Origin of the sequence: uncultured Mobiluncus sp. (assembly GCF_947087965.1) — a bacterium.
In the GTDB taxonomy this organism is placed as follows: Bacteria; Actinomycetota; Actinomycetes; order Actinomycetales; family Actinomycetaceae; genus Mobiluncus.
Genome location: NZ_CAMUES010000006.1, coordinates 147,498 through 164,471 on the forward strand (window position 1 = coordinate 147,498; position 16,974 = coordinate 164,471).

General features: G+C 55.3%; 16 protein-coding genes. 7 read left to right on the plus strand and 9 right to left on the minus strand.

Annotated elements, in window-relative coordinates; translation table 11 throughout:
- Window positions 1–7: 7 nt before the first annotated feature.
- Window positions 8–790, plus strand: a complete 783-nt coding sequence (gene uppS, locus Q0V70_RS07610; RefSeq protein WP_297590326.1) for a polyprenyl diphosphate synthase — start codon at window positions 8–10, stop codon at window positions 788–790.
- A gap of 235 nt (window positions 791–1,025) precedes the next feature.
- Complete coding sequence (locus Q0V70_RS07615; RefSeq protein WP_297590328.1) at window positions 1,026–2,549, plus strand: NAD-dependent succinate-semialdehyde dehydrogenase; 1,524 nt, start codon at window positions 1,026–1,028, stop codon at window positions 2,547–2,549.
- A gap of 11 nt (window positions 2,550–2,560) precedes the next feature.
- On the opposite strand, the gene cysE is transcribed toward Q0V70_RS07615, so the two are convergent.
- The 3 genes from cysE to Q0V70_RS07630 all read right to left on the minus strand — a co-directional run bounded on the left by cysE (window position 2,561) and on the right by Q0V70_RS07630 (window position 5,057).
- Window positions 2,561–3,178 (minus strand): serine O-acetyltransferase, encoded by a 618-nt coding sequence (gene cysE, locus Q0V70_RS07620; RefSeq protein ID WP_282921412.1) that lies wholly within the window; start codon window positions 3,176–3,178, stop codon window positions 2,561–2,563.
- A gap of 225 nt (window positions 3,179–3,403) precedes the next feature.
- Window positions 3,404–4,339, minus strand: a complete 936-nt coding sequence (gene cysK, locus Q0V70_RS07625) for a cysteine synthase A (protein WP_297590332.1) — start codon at window positions 4,337–4,339, stop codon at window positions 3,404–3,406.
- A 61-nt stretch (window positions 4,340–4,400) separates the two neighbouring features.
- Entirely contained in the window at window positions 4,401–5,057 is a 657-nt protein-coding gene (locus tag Q0V70_RS07630) for a YigZ family protein (protein WP_297590335.1), read from the minus strand.
- 97 nt (window positions 5,058–5,154) lie between these two features.
- Here Q0V70_RS07630 and rpmF point away from each other — a divergent pair, with 97 nt between their 5' ends.
- The 5 genes from rpmF (at window position 5,155) to Q0V70_RS07655 (ending at window position 9,086) form a co-directional block, all read left to right on the plus strand.
- The gene (gene rpmF / locus Q0V70_RS07635) at window positions 5,155–5,325 is read left to right on the plus strand and encodes a 50S ribosomal protein L32 (RefSeq protein WP_282921415.1); all 171 of its coding nucleotides are present in this window, start codon (window positions 5,155–5,157) and stop codon (window positions 5,323–5,325) included.
- A gap of 111 nt (window positions 5,326–5,436) precedes the next feature.
- Window positions 5,437–6,120 carry an HAD family hydrolase gene (locus Q0V70_RS07640; protein WP_297590337.1) on the plus strand — a complete coding sequence of 228 codons (684 nt, stop codon included), beginning with the start codon at window positions 5,437–5,439 and terminating at the stop codon, window positions 6,118–6,120.
- A gap of 21 nt (window positions 6,121–6,141) precedes the next feature.
- Window positions 6,142–7,017, plus strand: a complete 876-nt coding sequence (locus Q0V70_RS07645) for a site-specific DNA-methyltransferase (protein WP_297590340.1) — start codon at window positions 6,142–6,144, stop codon at window positions 7,015–7,017.
- A gap of 11 nt (window positions 7,018–7,028) precedes the next feature.
- Window positions 7,029–8,315 (plus strand): U32 family peptidase, encoded by a 1,287-nt coding sequence (locus Q0V70_RS07650; RefSeq protein ID WP_297590343.1) that lies wholly within the window; start codon window positions 7,029–7,031, stop codon window positions 8,313–8,315.
- 90 nt (window positions 8,316–8,405) lie between these two features.
- Window positions 8,406–9,086, plus strand: coding sequence for a GNAT family N-acetyltransferase (locus Q0V70_RS07655; protein WP_297590345.1), 681 nt, complete (start codon window positions 8,406–8,408; stop codon window positions 9,084–9,086).
- Window positions 9,087–9,141: 55 nt separating this feature from the next.
- On the opposite strand, the gene Q0V70_RS07660 is transcribed toward Q0V70_RS07655, so the two are convergent.
- The 6 genes from Q0V70_RS07660 to Q0V70_RS07685 form a co-directional block, all read right to left on the minus strand.
- A complete protein-coding gene (locus Q0V70_RS07660) occupies window positions 9,142–10,107 on the minus strand; it encodes a carbohydrate kinase (protein WP_297590348.1) in 966 nt (321 codons plus the stop codon).
- Window positions 10,108–10,301: 194 nt separating this feature from the next.
- The gene (locus Q0V70_RS07665; RefSeq protein ID WP_297590350.1) at window positions 10,302–12,050 is read right to left on the minus strand and encodes an ABC transporter ATP-binding protein; all 1,749 of its coding nucleotides are present in this window, start codon (window positions 12,048–12,050) and stop codon (window positions 10,302–10,304) included.
- 8 nt (window positions 12,051–12,058) lie between these two features.
- Entirely contained in the window at window positions 12,059–13,795 is a 1,737-nt protein-coding gene (locus Q0V70_RS07670) for an ABC transporter ATP-binding protein (RefSeq protein ID WP_297590352.1), read from the minus strand.
- A 10-nt stretch (window positions 13,796–13,805) separates the two neighbouring features.
- Window positions 13,806–16,061 (minus strand): ATP-binding cassette domain-containing protein, encoded by a 2,256-nt coding sequence (locus tag Q0V70_RS07675; RefSeq protein ID WP_297590354.1) that lies wholly within the window; start codon window positions 16,059–16,061, stop codon window positions 13,806–13,808.
- The gene (locus tag Q0V70_RS07680; protein ID WP_297590357.1) at window positions 16,054–16,659 is read right to left on the minus strand and encodes an ECF transporter S component; all 606 of its coding nucleotides are present in this window, start codon (window positions 16,657–16,659) and stop codon (window positions 16,054–16,056) included. The genes Q0V70_RS07675 and Q0V70_RS07680 overlap by 8 nt, the downstream gene beginning before the upstream one ends.
- Before the next feature lie 98 nt (window positions 16,660–16,757).
- The coding region (locus Q0V70_RS07685) for a hypothetical protein (RefSeq protein ID WP_297590359.1) at window positions 16,758–16,974 on the minus strand (217 nt) is incomplete at its 5' end.

Genomic DNA, 16,974 nt, shown 5'->3' on the forward strand with positions numbered 1-16,974 from the left:
TTATTACGTGGAAAAATCCTGGATTCGTCGTATCACCCCGCCGCGGGAGAATCCTGAGTTGCCGGCGGGATTGACGCGCGCGGCTGCTACGCACGTGGCAATCATCATGGATGGGAATGGACGCTGGGCGAACGCGCGGGGTTTGAATCGTACCGCCGGTCACGAGGCGGGGGAATACGCCCTGATGGACACCATTGCGGGAGCAGTCGAGGCCGGGGTGAAATATCTCAGTGTGTATGCGTTCTCTACCGAAAACTGGAAACGTAGCCCGGCAGAAGTGAAGTTCCTGATGGGATATTCACGCCGGGTGCTGCGGAATCGACGCGATGAACTGAACGCCTGGGGAGTCCGCGTACGATGGAGCGGGCGGGAGGGTCGCTTGTGGAAATCGGTCCTCACCGAACTGCGGACGGCAGAGGTATTGACCAGGGAAAACACCGGCACTCAGCTGATTATGTGCCTCAATTACGGGGGGCGAGCGGAACTCGCTGACGTGGCTCGGAAACTGGCCCAGCGAGTGGCGGCCGGAACATTAAAACCCGAGCGCATTACCGAGGCCGTTTTCGCTCGGGAACTGTATCTGCCAGATGTGCCGGACGTTGACCTGCTCATTCGCACTTCCGGGGAGCAGCGCACCTCGAACTTCTTGCCGTGGCAGGCGGCTTATTCGGAGCTAGTTTTCGCCACCGAGCCGTGGCCCGAGTACGGTCGTGAGGCCCTGTGGCGGGATTTGCTGGCCTACCAACACCGGGATCGCCGCTTCGGCGGGGCGATTGATAGGCCGCAGTGACGTTTAATTCCGAGCGCTACGGGTGAGTCCTGCACGAACGACCGTTTTCAACGCGAAATTTAAGCACGAACCATTCTCAAAAGCCTTCAACCTGCGGTAATAAATTCCCACCGAACCCCGAATCCAGGAAACCGGGTCCGAAATCGGTCGTTCGTGTACAACTTGGCTCAGCGGCTGTCCCGATTCCCCAAATTAACAGCGGCCCCACATCGCCAGCGAGCGGTAAGGTGAAAGTATGAACAACGACGTTTTACCTTTTGAAACTGACGGCGTCATAGACCCGACGAAGCTCCTGGAATGGCTACCCAAAGACCTTTATATCGGCGGTAACTGGCAGCCCGGCGTGGCGGGCGAGCGCTTCGAGGTACTGAACCCCGCAACCGGCGCCGCCTTAACGCAGGTCGCCAGCGGCAACGCCGCGGACGCCCAAGCCGCCTTGGACAAAGCCTGCGCAATCCAGCCAGAATGGTCCGCGACCCCGCCTCGTGAACGCGGCGAAATCCTCCGGCGAGCCTTTACACTGATGGACGGCAAATACCGCCGCGCCCTGGCGGTAACGATGACCCTGGAGATGGGCAAACCGCTGGCCCAAGCCAACGGGGAAGTCACCTACGGAGCGGAGTTTTTCCGTTGGTTTTCCGAAGAAGCCTGCCGGGTTCGCGGGGATTACTACCGATTGCCGGAAGGTAGCCTGCAGGCAATGGTCATCAAACGCCCGGTGGGACCCTGCGTGTTTATCACCCCGTGCAATTTCCCGCTCGCGATGGGAACGCGCAAGATTGGTCCTGCCGTAGCAGCCGGATGCGTCTGCGTGTTGAAACCGGCGCGAGATACCCCGCTGACCGCGCTGTTCCTGGCGCGAATTTTGGAAGAAGCGGGCTTGCCCGCCGGGGTGCTTTCCGTGGTTCCCACCCTTCACTCCGGGGAAGTCAGCGACACTTGGCTGCATGACCAGCGGGTGCGGAAACTTTCGTTTACCGGTTCGACCGAAGTCGGTAAGGCTTTGCTCAAGACCGGCGCGGACAGCGTATTGCGCACCTCTATGGAGCTCGGGGGCAATGCGCCGTTTGTCGTCTTTGATGACGCGGATGTGGATCGAGCGGTGGACGCCGCCCTCATCACCAAGATGCGCAACATGGGGGAGGCCTGCAACGCGGCGGATCATTTCTTTATTCAAGAGGGAGTTTATGACGAGTTCGTCACGAAGTTCGCCGCCGCGATGCGGGCGCAAAAGGTTGGCGACGGGATGAGCGAGGGGGTGGATGTCGGCCCGCTCATCAACCGCAGCCAGCTCGAAAGAGTCCGCATCATGGTTGACAAGGCCCTGTCCCAAGGGGCGGAAAAAGTCGGTGGAACCGGCAACTTGGACCCCCAAACCGTTGACCCAGGGGGGTACTATTACCCGCCCACGGTCCTCACGAACGTTAGCCCCGACAGTGAAATCGTCACCGAGGAAATCTTCGGGCCGGTCGCACCCGTGGTGCCTTTCCGCACGGAAGAGGAACTGGTGCGGATGGTCAACGCCGACCGGATGGGCTTGGGCGGATACGTACATACTTCCTCGTGGGAGCGCATTTTGCGCCTGGCGCAGCGCATCGAAATCGGGATGATTGGATTCAACTCCGCTACAATTTCCAACGCCGGGGCTCCTTTCGGTGGGGTCAAGCAGTCCGGGCTGGGGCGCGAGGGTTCCACCGAGGGGATTGCAGAATACCTCGAGACGATTTATATCGGTTTGCCAGCGCCCAAACTCGAGTAAACTCGCAGAGCCTAGATAAACAGCGAGGGATCGATGTTCATATCGGGACTGACCGGCTTCTTGGGATTGCGCAGTTTTGCCGGCACTCCCAGGGCGATACGCCCGGCGGGAACGTCCTTGACGACCACGGCGTTGGCGCCGATTTTGGCACCGTCTCCGATGTTGATGGCGCCCAGAATTTTCGCTCCGGCACCCACCATGACCTCATTGCCCAAGGTCGGGTGGCGTTTACCCTTATTCATGGACTGCCCGCCCAGGGTCACCCCGTGAAAAATCAAGCAGTCCTCGCCAACTACCGCGGTTTCCCCAATGACCACCCCGGTCGCGTGGTCGATAAAGAGCCGGCGTCCGATGGTCGCGGCCGGGTGGATGTCCACTCCCGTGATGAGGCGCGCGAATTCCTGAATCAGGCGCGCCATCATTTTAAAACCATTGACCCAGAACCGATTGGACAGCCGGTGTGCCCACAGGGCGTGAACCCCCGGATAGGTGAGCGCGACTTCCAAGCGTCCGCGCGCGGCGGGGTCGCGTTTCAAGGCCGTGTCCAAGTCCTCCAACAGCAAATCTCTCACGCCGAGTTTGTAGGCGGGCAGGTGCCGTGGCGGGGCGGTGTGTTTCACAAAAGTCATCAGGACGGGTACTTCCTCTGGTTGGTTGAACGACCGGGCGCTAACTATTCTAGGCTATCGTTTCCGGGGTTCGTTTCGGGCGTATCGTTTTGAGCCAGTTCTAGCGGCTCTCTTCGAGCCAGTCCGGGCCAGCCTGGGCCAGTTTTGGCGGGTCGGGTCGTTCCGTTTATCTCGTCAAAAATGCACAAGGGTGGTGGGTTCAATCTGCCTGACTACCGCGGTTCCTCAGTCGCCCAAGTGCGCAAACAGTACGGTGGACAGGTAGCGTTCGCCGGTGTCGGGAAGCAGCGTCACCACGGTTTTGCCGGCAAACTCAGGTCGCGCGGCCAGTTCGGCGGCGGCCGCCAAGTTCGCCCCGGAGGATATCCCAACTAAAAGTCCCTCCTGGGTAGCAGCTTTCCGCGCCGTCTCGATGGCATCGTCCGAGTTCACCGTCATGACTTCATCAACGGTTGCACGGTCATAGTTATCCGGCACAAAGTTGGCGCCAATCCCCTGAATCTTGTGGGCGCCAGCCTGACCGGTGGACAGCAATGCCGATTCTGCCGGTTCTACTGCCACGACCCGCACGTTAGGGTTCTGTTCCTTGAGGAACTTTCCGACCCCGGAAACCGTGCCACCGGAACCGACTCCAGCCACGAACGCGTCGACGTGTCCCTCGGTCTGTTCCCAAATTTCGGGACCGGTGGTGCGATAGTGAATCTCAGGATTGGCCGGATTATCGAACTGTCCAGCGAACACTGCTTCGGGGTGGTTCGCCAAGTAGTCCTCGGCAGCTGCAACCGCAGCCGCCATACCCCCCGCCGGGTCCGTCAGCAGCAGCTCCGCCCCGTAAGCCTTCATCAGCTGGCGACGTTCCACACTCATGGAGGACGGCATCGAGATGACGACTCGATACCCCAGCGCAGCCCCCACCATGCACAGGGCGACCCCGGTGTTACCGCTGGTAGCCTCCACAATAGTGCCGCCGGGTTGGAGGGCTCCCGAGGCTTCGGCAGCGCGAATAATCGCCAAGCCGGGCCGGTCTTTTACTGAACCACCGGGGTTCATGAACTCCATTTTTGCCAGCACAGTTGTGCCGATCCCTGCGGGCAGCATCCGATTAATTTTCACCAGAGGAGTGTGGCCGATTGCTGCTGTGACGTCGTTCGCATAAGTCATAGTTAATCCCTTAGATTCCTTTTCTCAGTTTTCTGTTCGTTTCCCCGACGGGAGCCGTATATTACAACCGTGAGCGCACCACTTTTATTCCCGATTCGCCAAAAGTTACCGGCGCGCCGAGCTGGGCGGCGAGAGCGGCGGCGAGTTCGTCCTGGGTGCCTCCTTCCACCGCCAGTTCAAACGTGACCCGGTTTGACCAGGTCACGCTTAGGGGCTTGCAGCTTCGCGAGTGCAGCCAAGATTCCAGGGCAGCAGCCCGGTTTGCGGCAACATCGAAGGACACCACGGGAACGGACTTGACTTCCTCCCTTCCCGCAGCCGCGATAGCCCCCTGCGCCGCCTCACTGTAGGCTCGCACCAAACCGCCTGTTCCCAGCTTTATCCCACCGAAATACCGTGTCACCACCACACAAACATTTTGCAATCCGCTGCCCAGCAGCACATCGAGCAGAGGACGCCCGGCAGTACCGCTGGGCTCGCCGTCGTCGCTGGAATGTTGGACTGGCTGGACCCCGTTTTCCCAGCCTGTGGGTAAATAGGTAAAAGCGGAGCAATGATGGCGCGCGTCGGGATACTGTTTCCGCTCAGCTTCTATCATTTCACGGGCTGCGACTTCATCCGCGGCATCTCGTGCCACCCCCAGGAAACGCGACCGTTTGATTTCCAGCTCGAAATATCCCGGTGCGTCCTCAGCTATGGTCACGTAGCGTTGCGTCATACTTTCGCCTCACGATGGTCAGTTTGATAAAATCATCGAATTGTTGCTAACATTGTATGTCTTGTGAACAATCACTAATTGAAAGGAGCGCAGGGCAATGGCAGTACCCAAGCGCAAAATGTCCCGCGCCAACACTCGTACACGTCGTTCTGCTTGGACGGCTAAGTTGACGCAGCTTGATAACGTTAAAGTTCAGGGTCAGGAAGTCGCGGTTCCGCGTCGCCTGGTTAAGGCATACCAGACTGGCCGTTTGACCGTCGAAGACTAACGAGGTCGATATTCGCGACGCCCGGCCCTGGTGCTGGGCGTTACGTATTTAATTATTTCATAAGTCTTTTCGGGCAGTTTTCCGGGTACGCTCGGGGATGGAGGCAATATCGTGGTGGACTTGAGCAGGGTCGAAGTCGTTTTGCTGGATATGGACGGCACCCTGACCGATTCTGTATCGCGTATTACCGAGTATTTTGCGGCTTTGGATCTGGAGCTGCACGGCCGGATGCTGCCGCCTGACGCTTACAAGAAATACGTGGGTCCGCCTCTCGCCGTGGCTATGCAGGATATGGAACCGGATGCTGATGAACAGCGGGTGGCTTTCATGGTCGAGCGATACCGCGAAATGTATTGGCCCAACGCCATTGACGTGCCGCTTTATCCTGGTATTCGGGAAATGTTGGAAAAGCTGCGGGCGAGGGGATACCGTCTGGGAGTAGCGACTACTAAGAACCAACAGATGTCATTGGAGATTCTCCAGCACCTGGGGATTGAAAATTTTTTTGAAGTCGTTTCGGGGGTGATACCGGGTACTTCCCGAGTGGACAAACCCGCGGTCATTGCTGCGGCTTTGGAGCAGTTCGGGTTGAGTGAGCCGCAGGATAAGCGGCGTATCGTGATGGTGGGGGACCGGTTCTATGACATCGAGGGCGCTCAGATTAATGGGATTCCGGCAATCCTGACTACCTGGGGCGATACGGCTCAGCCCGGTGAGGAACGCGGGGCTGTACAGGTTGTCTCGACGCCTGCCGAACTGCTGAGCGCTTTGGGTGTCCATCCGGGAAAGAAATAGGCAGCCTTGAAAGCTACGCAGATGTCTACGATCTCCTGGAATGCCGAGGGGCCGAACCTGGTGGTAGCGGGGGATAACCTGCCGATATTGCGGAGATTGCCGGACCGGTCGTTTCAACTCATTTATATAGATCCTCCGTTCAACACGGGGAAAGTGCAGTCGCGTCAGTCCCTGAAAACGGTGCGTACCGATGCTCCGGTTGCCGGTTCACGAGTGGGGTTTCAAGGCCAGACTTATGAAACCGTGCGTGGGAAAGTCACCGCCTACAACGATAGTTTTTCGGATTATTGGGGTTTCTTAGAGCCGCGCTTAGAGGAGGCATGGCGTTTGCTAGCCCCCAGCGGTACTTTATACCTCCATTTGGATTATCGTGAAGTTCACTACGCAAAAGTGTTGTTGGATGCGCTATTCGGGCGGGACTGTTTCCTGAATGAGATTATTTGGGCGTATGACTACGGCGGGCGTTCCAAACGGAAATGGCCCGCCAAGCACGACAATATCCTCGTCTACGTTAAAGACCCAAAAAGGTATTATTTTGATTCTGAGTCTGTGGACCGCGAGCCGTATATGGCTCCTGGCTTGGTGACCCCAGAGAAGGCCGCGCGGGGTAAGCTCCCGACTGACGTGTGGTGGCACACTATTGTTTCCCCCACCGGAAAGGAAAAGACGGGATACGCTACGCAAAAGCCCGAAGGGATTTTGCGGCGTATCGTCCAGGCTTCGAGTCGTCCGGGGGAGTGGGTATTAGATTTTTTCGCAGGTTCCGGCACGACCGGGGCGGTCGCGGGCCAGCTGGAGCGTCGCTTCGTGCTGATAGATGAAAATCCGGAAGCGATTGCGGTCATGCGCCACCGTTTCAGCCGGGCGAACATTTCAGTTGAGTTTCTATCGGAGTAAAGGCTCGGCTCGTGAACTTGGAACTACCGAAAATTATCCGGCGGCGCAGTCCCGAAGTGTTGGCGCCGGCAGGAAACCTGCGGGTGCTGAAAACCGCGGTGAATTTCGGAGCTGACGCGGTGTACTGCGGTGGGGCAGAGTTTGGGATGCGAGCCGCTCCGAAAAACTTTACGTTAGAGGATTTTGAACAAGGCGTTCGCTATGCTCATGCCCGCGATACTCGCGTGTATGCTACCGTGAATATCATTCCTGGAAACTCTGAGGTGGCGGGAATGAACGCTTACCTGGGGGCGCTGGCGGAAATCGGGGTGGATGCGCTCATTGTTACGGATATCGGTATTCTCATGGCAGCGCGACAGATTGCTCCGCACACTGAACTGCATATTTCCACGCAAGCCGGGGTAATGAATTATCAGGCCGCCGCCGCTTTGCATGAGCTGGGGGCAAAACGGGTTGTTTTGGCTCGCGAGATGAGCCTGCCGGAAATTCGAGAAATGCGCGCCAAGATCCCCGCTGACCTTGAGATTGAGGCTTTCGTGCACGGTTCCATGTGCATGGCATTTTCGGGGCGCTGTCTCATTTCCAAATACACCACGGGACGGGATGCCAATCACGGGGACTGCGCCCAAAGCTGTCGATGGAAATACCATGTAGTCGAGGAAAAACGCCCCGGCGAGTTTTTCCCCGTTGAAGTGACCGAGGGTGGCACCTACCTGTTTAATTCTCAGGATTTGAACATGCTGGCACACGTTGATGAGGTCATTGCCGCCGGGGTCACCAGTCTGAAAATCGAAGGTCGTGCTAAGGGCGAGTATTACGTCGCGGCTCTCACCAATGCTTATAAAACCGCGGTCACTACCTACCTGAACGGGAGGGAAAACGTGACCGAACTGGCTTGTGACGGCGCTTTTGCCCTGCCCGAATGGGTCTTGCAGGAACCGTACAAAGTCACCCACCGAGAATACGGCACCGGCTTTTTTTACCCCGAAAAACCTGCGACAGAAAGTGTTACCAGAGGAGGGTATATTAGTGATTGGCTTTGGCTGGGAACCGCGGTGGATTACGATGCCACAGCGCAGCGCCTGACGGTGCTGTCTCGCAACAAGATTGTGCCCGGACAGCAGGTAGAGTTCCTGATTCCGGGAACCGAGCCGATTTTGTTCGAGATTCCCTCCGCGGGGATACGCGACGAAGCAGGGGAAACAGTGAGTGAAATCAATCACCCGGCCCACGAGTTTTCCTTCCCTTGCGAGAGGGTGATTTCTCCCGGTGCCATGCTGCGCGGAAAAGCTCGTTAATGCGGCAACCCCGAGTGCCCGGGCGGTATGTAAAATCGGGCGGCCTTTTTGGAAATAGAGTTCAATCTGGGCTTGGGCTAGGGTGTAAGGGTGCATATTGAGTATCAAAATGATTTGAAACCCGGTCAAGCCGAACTCTTGGTCCACGACTTGCTGGAAGTCTCTTTCGGACCCGAAGAACTGGGGGATCCCGGTGATGTGATTCAGCAGCTAACGGGTGGGGAACTTCAGGTATTCTCCGCGTGGGACGGTTCGCGGCCTTTGGGTGCGGCTATCGGTTGGCTCGCCACCGCAGAAATCACGATGCTCAGTTGGCTGGCGGTCAGCCCTCTGACTCGTGGACGCGGCGTAGGCTCTGAGCTGTTTCACCAGGCTATTTCGCAGTGGGAATCGCGCCACAACCCTCTCTTGATTCTGGGAGAAGTGGAAAATCCTCACCAGCACGTAGCCTCTGAACAGTACGGCGACCCGCGTCGGCGGTGGGCGTTTTATCAACGATTGGGCGCTAAACACCTGAACTTTCCTCTTGAGATGCCCCGACTCAGCCCGGACGTACCGGTGGGCGAGGATATGTGGCTGGTGAGTTTTGCCGGCCGGGCGCACGGCGCTATTGACCCGCAAACCGGCGAGCTCTCCGGTTTGGGGGTGGGTAGTGCTCTGCGGGAATTCCTGGATATTTACCTGAAAGACAGCGCCGAGACACGTGATGCGAACGGCAACTACCGTCCGCTGGTGGAGCGGATGTTGGAAGCAGCCGCGCAACTCGACTAGTTTCAGGTCTGCGGAAACTACTATAGCTGCGAGGATTTTCCGTGCGTGATGCGGTCTAAAGCGTGGGGTCTGCGGTGAGAATTTCCGCGACTTCGGAACATGTGGGGGAGTAGGCTCCGACCTTGCTGACCGTGAGTCCCGAAGTAATGGTGGCGCGGTGCAAAGCCGCCTGTACGTCACTCAATCGGGCTTGCCGCAGGCGCTGTTTGGCTGGTGCCGAGCCGAGCAGTCCGTCGTCCAGTAAACCGGAAATCAGCCCCGCCATGAAAGAATCCCCGGCACCCACGGTGTCGGCGACCTCGATATTGAGCGGATCAACCACCAACATATCCCGGTCATTGGCGCAAAGTGCATAGGAACCCCACGGTCCGCGGGTAGCAACAATCAGACCCGGCCCCATCTCTTTCCATTTGTGCAGTACAGACTCGAGGGGTACGTCATCGCCGTAGAGCCAGGCAATGTCCTCATCGCTGGCTTTCACCACATCGGCCAGGCTGATGATTTCCTCGATTTGAGAGCGGACTTCCTCGGGGCTGCCCATCAGTGAAGGTCGAATATTCGGGTCGTAGCTGACGGTTCCCCGGATTGCCATCGATTTGACCGCGCTCATCACTGCAGAAGCGCCGGGCGCGAGCGTAGCTGCGAAACTGCCGGTATGCAGGTGGCTAAGCTGAGTTGCGTCCGGCAGCGGCGGCACTTGCCAATCCAGCTCGAAGTCGTAGGTCGCCCGACCGGCGGAGTCAATATGGGCGTTAGCAATCGGCGTTTTCTCGGCGTTAGCGCTGCCCGCGACAATGTCTACCCCGGCGGAGTGCAGATGCTTTTCGAGGCTGTGACCGCGGGCGTCATTTCCCCACCAGGAAGCGAGTGTGGTGGAGTGTCCCAAGCTGGCTAAACCGCACGCCACATTGAAGGGGCTACCGCCCACCTTTTCTTCAACCTCGCCGGCACGCTCAATGACGTCAATAAGCGCTTCACCCAAGCACAGTATCGGCAAACACGTTGAGTTCGTTTCTGTCATGATTATCACTCCACACCTAGTAAATCGAACATCCCTGCCAGCAGAATCCCCTTCGTTTCCGGCATAACTTTCAGTACTCTCAGCTTTTGAGCGCACATACCAATCAAGGATACTAGGAATGACCAGCCGCCGCCCGGAAATGTAATCCCGGAAACAATCCGCCTGAAGTTATGGTGACTTTTCGGATTTTGTCATTAATGCTGCTGTCGAGAACTAATTTGCCAGCTTGAAACGGCGTTCGAAGCTGTGAGGAAATCACGGAATGGACCTTCCTCAGCAGTTAGCTCGGCTACCGAACCAGCTTGTATGACATGTGCCCCCGAAGCATCGTCGGGCTGCAAAAATACGACCTTATCAGCATCTCGAATGGTCGAAAGTCGATGCGCGACAACAATTACAGTTCGACCCACAGCCAGGTCACTAATTACTTTCGTGATGGCTGATTCATTCTCGCTATCCAATGCAGAAGTAATCTCGTCTAGCAACAAAATCGGGGCGTCTTTTAAGAAAGCGCGAGCAATCGCCACTCGCTGACGCTCCCCACCGGAAAGGCTTTGACCAGCTGGTCCGACATTTGTCTGCCAACCATGGGGCAAAGCCTCGATGACTTTATCCAGTTGCGCACGTTTGGCAGCCGATTCAAGTTCGGCGTCACTCGCATCGGGTTTAGCTATCCTGAGGTTTTCCGCAATAGTCATATCGAACAGATATACATCCTGGAATACAAACGAAATCATTTCCATGAGTTCTTTGGTGGGAATATCTCGCACGTCTGCGCCACCAATTTTCACGGAACCGGAATTGGCATCCCAGAACCTGCCCACCAGACGCAAAATGGTTGATTTACCAGCTCCCGAGGGGCCCACCAGAGCCGTAATCTGTCCCTGTTCCGCCACCAGACTGATGTCATTCAAGACCTGGCAATCATCCACGTAGCGGAAAGAAACTCCCTTGAACTCGATGTCTTCGCCCTGAGGCAGCTTCTGTTGAGTTGCGCTCGGCTCGGGAAGTGGTCTGGCATCTACTATCTCGGTTACGGAGTCGAGGGCTACCTTTACGTTATTCAGCTCAGAGGCAATCAAAGCAGCTTTCGTCAAGGGGTATAGCATCCGAGCGGTAATCGCCATAATCGCTAAAAACGTGATGGGGGTAAGGGCAGCTTGGTTCACCAGGCACACTCCCACGCACACTATGGCAGCAAAAGCGGTGTGTACCACAAAGGTAAAAGCCTGCCCCGGTCGGCTTTTGATTCTCAGCCCGTCGAGAGTTGCTTTCGAATCTGCCTTCAGTGCGATAGTAACCGGATCCCAAGAACTGGACCTGCCCGTCGCTCGTAGGACGGTCTGGAGCCGGGCAAATTCAATCAGTCGACCAGCGGCTTGTTGCGCAGAACGATCTTCTAGCTCATTTGCCCTGGTGAGAGCAGCTTGCATACCTCGCCAGATGAGATAGAGCGGGATGATTACCGCGGTCATGATTAATGCCAGAGGCCAAGAAATGAATGCGGTGGTAATAATCATCACCAACGGCACGATGAATGAGTTACAAAGCGTTGGAATCACGATTGAGGCAAAGTGTGACAGCGTGTTCACCTCTCGGGAAGTCGCATTGGCGACTGCCGCCTCTCGCTTTGCGTTGAACCAACCGAGCGGAAGTCCCAGTACGTGCTCAGCGAGACGAGAAATCATTGTGTCGCAAACTACAAAGACACTAACTCGATACGATGAAAACATGGCAACCGCGTCGACGATAAACGTTGCCAGACCCAGAACTGTCAGCACAATCAGCCAAAACACAGTCTGGTCTGAACCGGAATAGAAACTCTGCATGAACCAGATTGTGACCGAAAGCGTCAACCCCTGCAGCACTGCTGAGGCTACGAACCACGAAATTATGGTGCGAAGCTGTGCACCGTCAGCGATTTTAGTCATTGACTTCCACATATCCTGACCTACCTAACCATCTGAGTCCGCCACATCGTGGCATAGCGCCCGTCTTTTTCCATTAATTCGTCGTGGCAACCACGCTCAACAATCCGACCGTCTTCGATTACCAAGATTTGATCTGCATTGCGGATTGTCGCCAGACGATGCGCAATAACAATTACCGTTTTACCCGTGGTTAACTTCGCGAGAGCTTCATGTATTTGCTGCTCGGAGCGGGGATCAGCTTGGGCTGTCGCCTCGTCAAGAATCAGAATCGAAGCATCCTGCAGATATGCCCGAGCCAGTGCCACACGCTGTTTTTCACCACCGGAGAGGAACCCACCCTCGTCACCCAAAATCGTGTCATAGCCATTTGGTAGCTGCATGATGCGCTCGTGAATGCAGGCGGCTTTCGCGGCTGCTTCTACTTCCGAGAGACTGGCGTCAGGTTTGGCTAGCGCAATGTTATTAAATACGCTGTCATGAGCGAGCGCCACCTCTTGCAGCATTATTGCCACGGAACCGAGCAACAAAGTATTACTGGCATCGCGCACGTCAACCCCATTGACCAAAACTGTCCCGCTGTCCGCTTCATAGAACCGGGCAATCAGTTTTGCCAACGTTGACTTGCCGCCACCTGAGGGACCTACCAGGGCGGTAACCGTGCCCGGCTGGGCGGTAAAGGAAACCTCTTTGACAGCTGGCGTGTCTGGTTCATACGAGAAAGTGACGTCGCGCATCTCCACTCTGCCCACGTCAGAGGCATCACCCGTAGTTTGGCTACCGAATTTCATTGGTTCCAGAGAAAGTAATTGGACAGTACTCTGTGCCGCGAGTCTCGCTTCGTAGAGATGCTGTAACAGACTGATTAGCGTGGCTAAGCCATCGGGAACACCCGGTGCAATCAAAAAGAATGGCAGAGTATCGGCAATCTGCATCCAACCGTTCTTTACGAAAACAACTGTCAACAGTGCCACAGTCACAAAAATCACTGCGGGACGAAGCAGCGCACCGATACTAGAAACGGCTTTACCTGATTGTGAAACCCAGCTGTACGAGATGCTGGAAAATTTTTCTCTGGCCTCATTGAACTTAGTTTTTGTGGCGTCTACGGCTTGAAAGTTTTTAATCTCTTTGATGCCTTCCAGCATTTCCACGGTGGCATTAGCCAGACCGGTTTGCGCCTCCCCAAAACGCGCGGTTAAGTCGCCGTACCCGCGCATATTGAGTACGTAAATTAACGAAATTACGGCAATCCAGAGACCAAACAGCACCAGGCACAATCTCCAATCCACCCACAGCAGGTAGCCGAACCCCGCGACCAGAGACATAACCGCATTCGTGGCATCCCCGGGTAGGTGCGCCACCATGGTGTGTACGGCCGCAGTATCGTCACAAACCATCTTTCTGATTTGCCCGCGCGAGTAGGCGTTTACCTGACCCAGGGGCAAATTGGCTAAAGCATCAACGACTTGTTGACGCATCTTGTGACGTAGTTTCGCCTCGGAGAGGTGCGTAACGCCCAGACCTGCTACATAGAGTGACTGTCCGATAAAAAGTGAGATGACAGCAACAGCAGCCCAGAACCAGATGTTTCCGGTCAGACCGTCCCTAGTAACACTGTGTAGCCAGATTAGAGCCATTTGGTGCAGCGAGATGTACGGCATTATGCCTAGTATTGCCCCACATGCGGTGAGTAAACCGGAGATAATCATCGATGTTCTTGCGGGTTTAATTAAGTCTGCAACAGACATTTTTTTCATGTAGAGCCTTTCAGAAAAATAGACATAATATGGTGGTCAGAATCCAGAACGTGGCTACCAGCACCCAGTCGCGTCCTCGCCAAGGGGCGGAAATCAACTCGGTACGTTTAGGGAAAGCGCCGAAGCCCCGAGAATCCATCGACAACGCCACTCTTTCACCGTGTTGAATGGCGAGAATCGCCAACGGAACCAGCGAGCCTGCCCAACGTGCTACTGGTGCAAAGATTCCGTAGCGCTGCCCGACTCCACGCAGAGCTTTTGCGGTTCGCAATACTTTGAAGTCGTTCTGGAAGCGAATAATAAAACTCACCGCCGCGATACCGGCGGAAGTGATTCGGTAGGGCACTTTAAAAGTCTGGTTTAAGCACACCAGCATCTTTGTCGGGTCGCTATAGATGCCCGAAAGCAGAACTAAAGCTACCAGGGCTCCAATTCCGCTGCCGGCGGCATAGTTCGTGCCAACATCATTTAGCCTTGACGCCATAGAGAGAAGGTCGTTGTGAGAGAACATCCAAATCATAAAGACAGCAACCAGCCACGAACCGAGAATGCTTCCCAGGGTACGTGTCCGGTTTGCTCCTGCCAGCAGCATCGCCAGGCTGGACACGGAGAGCAGCGAAAAATTAACCACCGGATTTTTGAGGACGAATATCGTCACCATGAGTGGCACGAGTGCGATAAACAAAGTCAGGGGATTGAAGCTGTCGAAAAGACCGCGAGTTTTGCGCTGCGGGATGGCAGCCGGAGCCTCCACCTGCGGGGAAAACGGCAGTGCGATTATGTGTGAGCAGTATTTTTGGGCGAGCTCCAGATCATGCGTAGCCATAATGACTAGGTGCCCTGCAGAGCACAGTTGTTGGATGAACTCCATCAACTCGCAAGTGTTTGCCCAGTCTTGTCCGTAAGTCGGCTCATCGAGAACGATTACTTTGCGTTGCTCCGCCACCATCGTGGCGACGGAAAGCCGGCGTTGCTGACCGCCAGAAAGCGTTAGTGGATGTTGCTCGCTGACTGCTTGCAGATGGAAACGATTCAAAAGGTCGTCGATTTGGGAATCCGTTACCTTTCCGACGCTCAGTTCTTTGCGCACGGTGGCTGCTACCATCTGGTGTTCAGGATTCTGGAACACATAACCCACCTGGTGACTGCCCTTTTTTAGGGGGATGCCTGCAACCGAAGCGTCGCCCTCGAAACGCAGCAGACCGGCAAGGGCAGATAGCATTGATGATTTTCCGGCACCATTTTGTCCGATTAATGCGACGAAATCGCCAGCAGCAAACTCTGCGCTGATACTTGGACAGCGGCGCGGTATCGAAAAGTCATTTAGCTTCAGCAGTGCCTCCGGTCGCGCGGATACCGGCTGTCCGGTCTCGTGCCATTCCGTGTTGTCCCTCATCCAGTACTTAACTTGATTGCCACAAAACTCGTTTAGATTAGGTAATTCAATGCCGGCTTCGGGGCAAGTCAGTGCTTCCTTGTGTCCCGAACGAATTGCTCGCGGCAACCAGATTCCGCAACGAGCTAATTCCTGAGTGTGGTTTAAGAACACTTCTCGAGGTGTCCCCGCCGCGATGATTTTACCTTTTTCGTTCAACGCAAGCACGGAGTCACAGATTGGCAGCAACGGATCTAAATCATGGTCAATCACGATGACACCGATGCCCTGGTGAACCAGCTGTTCAATTAGGTCATAAAAGTCTCTACGTCCAAGGCTGTCAATCGTAGATGTGGGTTCATCTAGAACCAACAACTTCGGGCGCATTGCCAGCACCACAGCTATTGCCAGACGCTGACGTTGTCCACCAGACAAGGTCCAAGGACTATCATGTAGCTTTTCGCTCAAGCCGACCTGCGCAGCAGCCTGTGCCACCCGCGATTCAATCGTATCTGGATCCAGACAGAGATTTTGTAGTGCAAACGCGATGTCATCATGCACGCTACGCGTGATTACGGCAGCATCGGGGTTCTGCCCCACATAGGCAACCTGTCGGGCGATAAACTCTACGCTGGCATCGGCGATTTGTGTCCCATACAACTCGACACAGCCTGAATACTCACTCGGTAAGCAATGCGGTATTAATCCACAGATGGTCCTGACCAAAGTGGTTTTACCGCAGCCCGAGGGGCCAATGACAGCACAAACTTGTCCCTCCAGATAGCTCAAATCGACATCAGACAGAACCCACTTTTCTTGACCGTAATAGTGAACACTAAGCCCCCGAACATTCAGGCTCTCTTTAACCTGATTGCATGTCTGATTAAGCACGGTTAGCCACGCCCACGCCTGCCTTGTTCAACAGGCGAGTAATGCCTACAGTTACCAGCCCGCCCAGCAGGGCTGAAACGACAGAAGTAACCACATATGCCGTGCCAAACGGTATCCCTACAGTTTCCTTGAGAAAAGTCAAGTAGAGGAGTCCATTCAACAGACCAAAAACCCCTGCAGAAATCATGAATGCCCAAGTCTTCCACTGGCGGTAAAGCATTACTGCGAGTGGAACTTCGATGTACAGTCCCCCTATCAGATTTCCGATTATAGCCATGGGACCGGTAGGCGTGACGAAGATACAAATTACGCCGATAATGAGGGAGGCTAGCATGGTGGCACCAGGACGGCGAACAATCGTCGAAGGTAACAGATAGGGGATAACCCAAAACCCCATGATGGAACAGCCAATCAAAACGCCCCGCGGGGAAGTAGCAAGCAGTGGTGCAATGTAGTTCAGTGGAAGCAAAATAATTAGCCCAACCACTGCCAATGCAGCTACGGTCATCAAATTCCGTGTTCCGAGTACGGAGTTTGCCAATCCTGTTCTGGATGAAGTGTGTACAGTTGGCGTTGTTTGCTCAATAATTTCAGTCATAGCTCTTACCAAAGCCCTCTCAGACAATGTTTAACAAAAAATCATTAATTAGGTTAGCCTAACCTCGCCAAATTTGAAAGTACAGGTTTAACTGGGGTTTAGGTGTAAAAATTTGGTATCAGCACTGTTTTACTCAGCGGCTCATGCGACTGCGTCGCTGCCGTTTTTCTGTTTGGTGTTTCGGTGGCGCAATGCCCACTGGGCATTGCTTTTATGCCGCCTTCACCGTTTTCGCGACGGCTCACTCTCGGGTTAAAGGACAAATTGTGTGTCTGTTTTGAAGTGTCCCAGGTTTTGTTCCGCTTCTTATACGGG

Coding starts and splice junctions, on each gene's coding strand:
- Q0V70_RS07680 (WP_297590357.1), bottom strand. CDS start 16,659: ATGACTGAAATTATTGAGCAAACAACGCCAACTGTACACACTTCATCC.
- Q0V70_RS07660 (WP_297590348.1), bottom strand. CDS start 10,107: ATGACAGAAACGAACTCAACGTGTTTGCCGATACTGTGCTTGGGTGAA.
- Q0V70_RS07645 (WP_297590340.1), top strand. CDS start 6,142: ATGTCTACGATCTCCTGGAATGCCGAGGGGCCGAACCTGGTGGTAGCG.
- cysE (WP_282921412.1), bottom strand. CDS start 3,178: ATGACTTTTGTGAAACACACCGCCCCGCCACGGCACCTGCCCGCCTAC.
- Q0V70_RS07665 (WP_297590350.1), bottom strand. CDS start 12,050: ATGTGGAAGTCAATGACTAAAATCGCTGACGGTGCACAGCTTCGCACC.
- cysK (WP_297590332.1), bottom strand. CDS start 4,339: ATGACTTATGCGAACGACGTCACAGCAGCAATCGGCCACACTCCTCTG.
- Q0V70_RS07630 (WP_297590335.1), bottom strand. CDS start 5,057: ATGACGCAACGCTACGTGACCATAGCTGAGGACGCACCGGGATATTTC.
- Q0V70_RS07670 (WP_297590352.1), bottom strand. CDS start 13,795: ATGAAAAAAATGTCTGTTGCAGACTTAATTAAACCCGCAAGAACATCG.
- rpmF (WP_282921415.1), top strand. CDS start 5,155: ATGGCAGTACCCAAGCGCAAAATGTCCCGCGCCAACACTCGTACACGT.
- Q0V70_RS07615 (WP_297590328.1), top strand. CDS start 1,026: ATGAACAACGACGTTTTACCTTTTGAAACTGACGGCGTCATAGACCCG.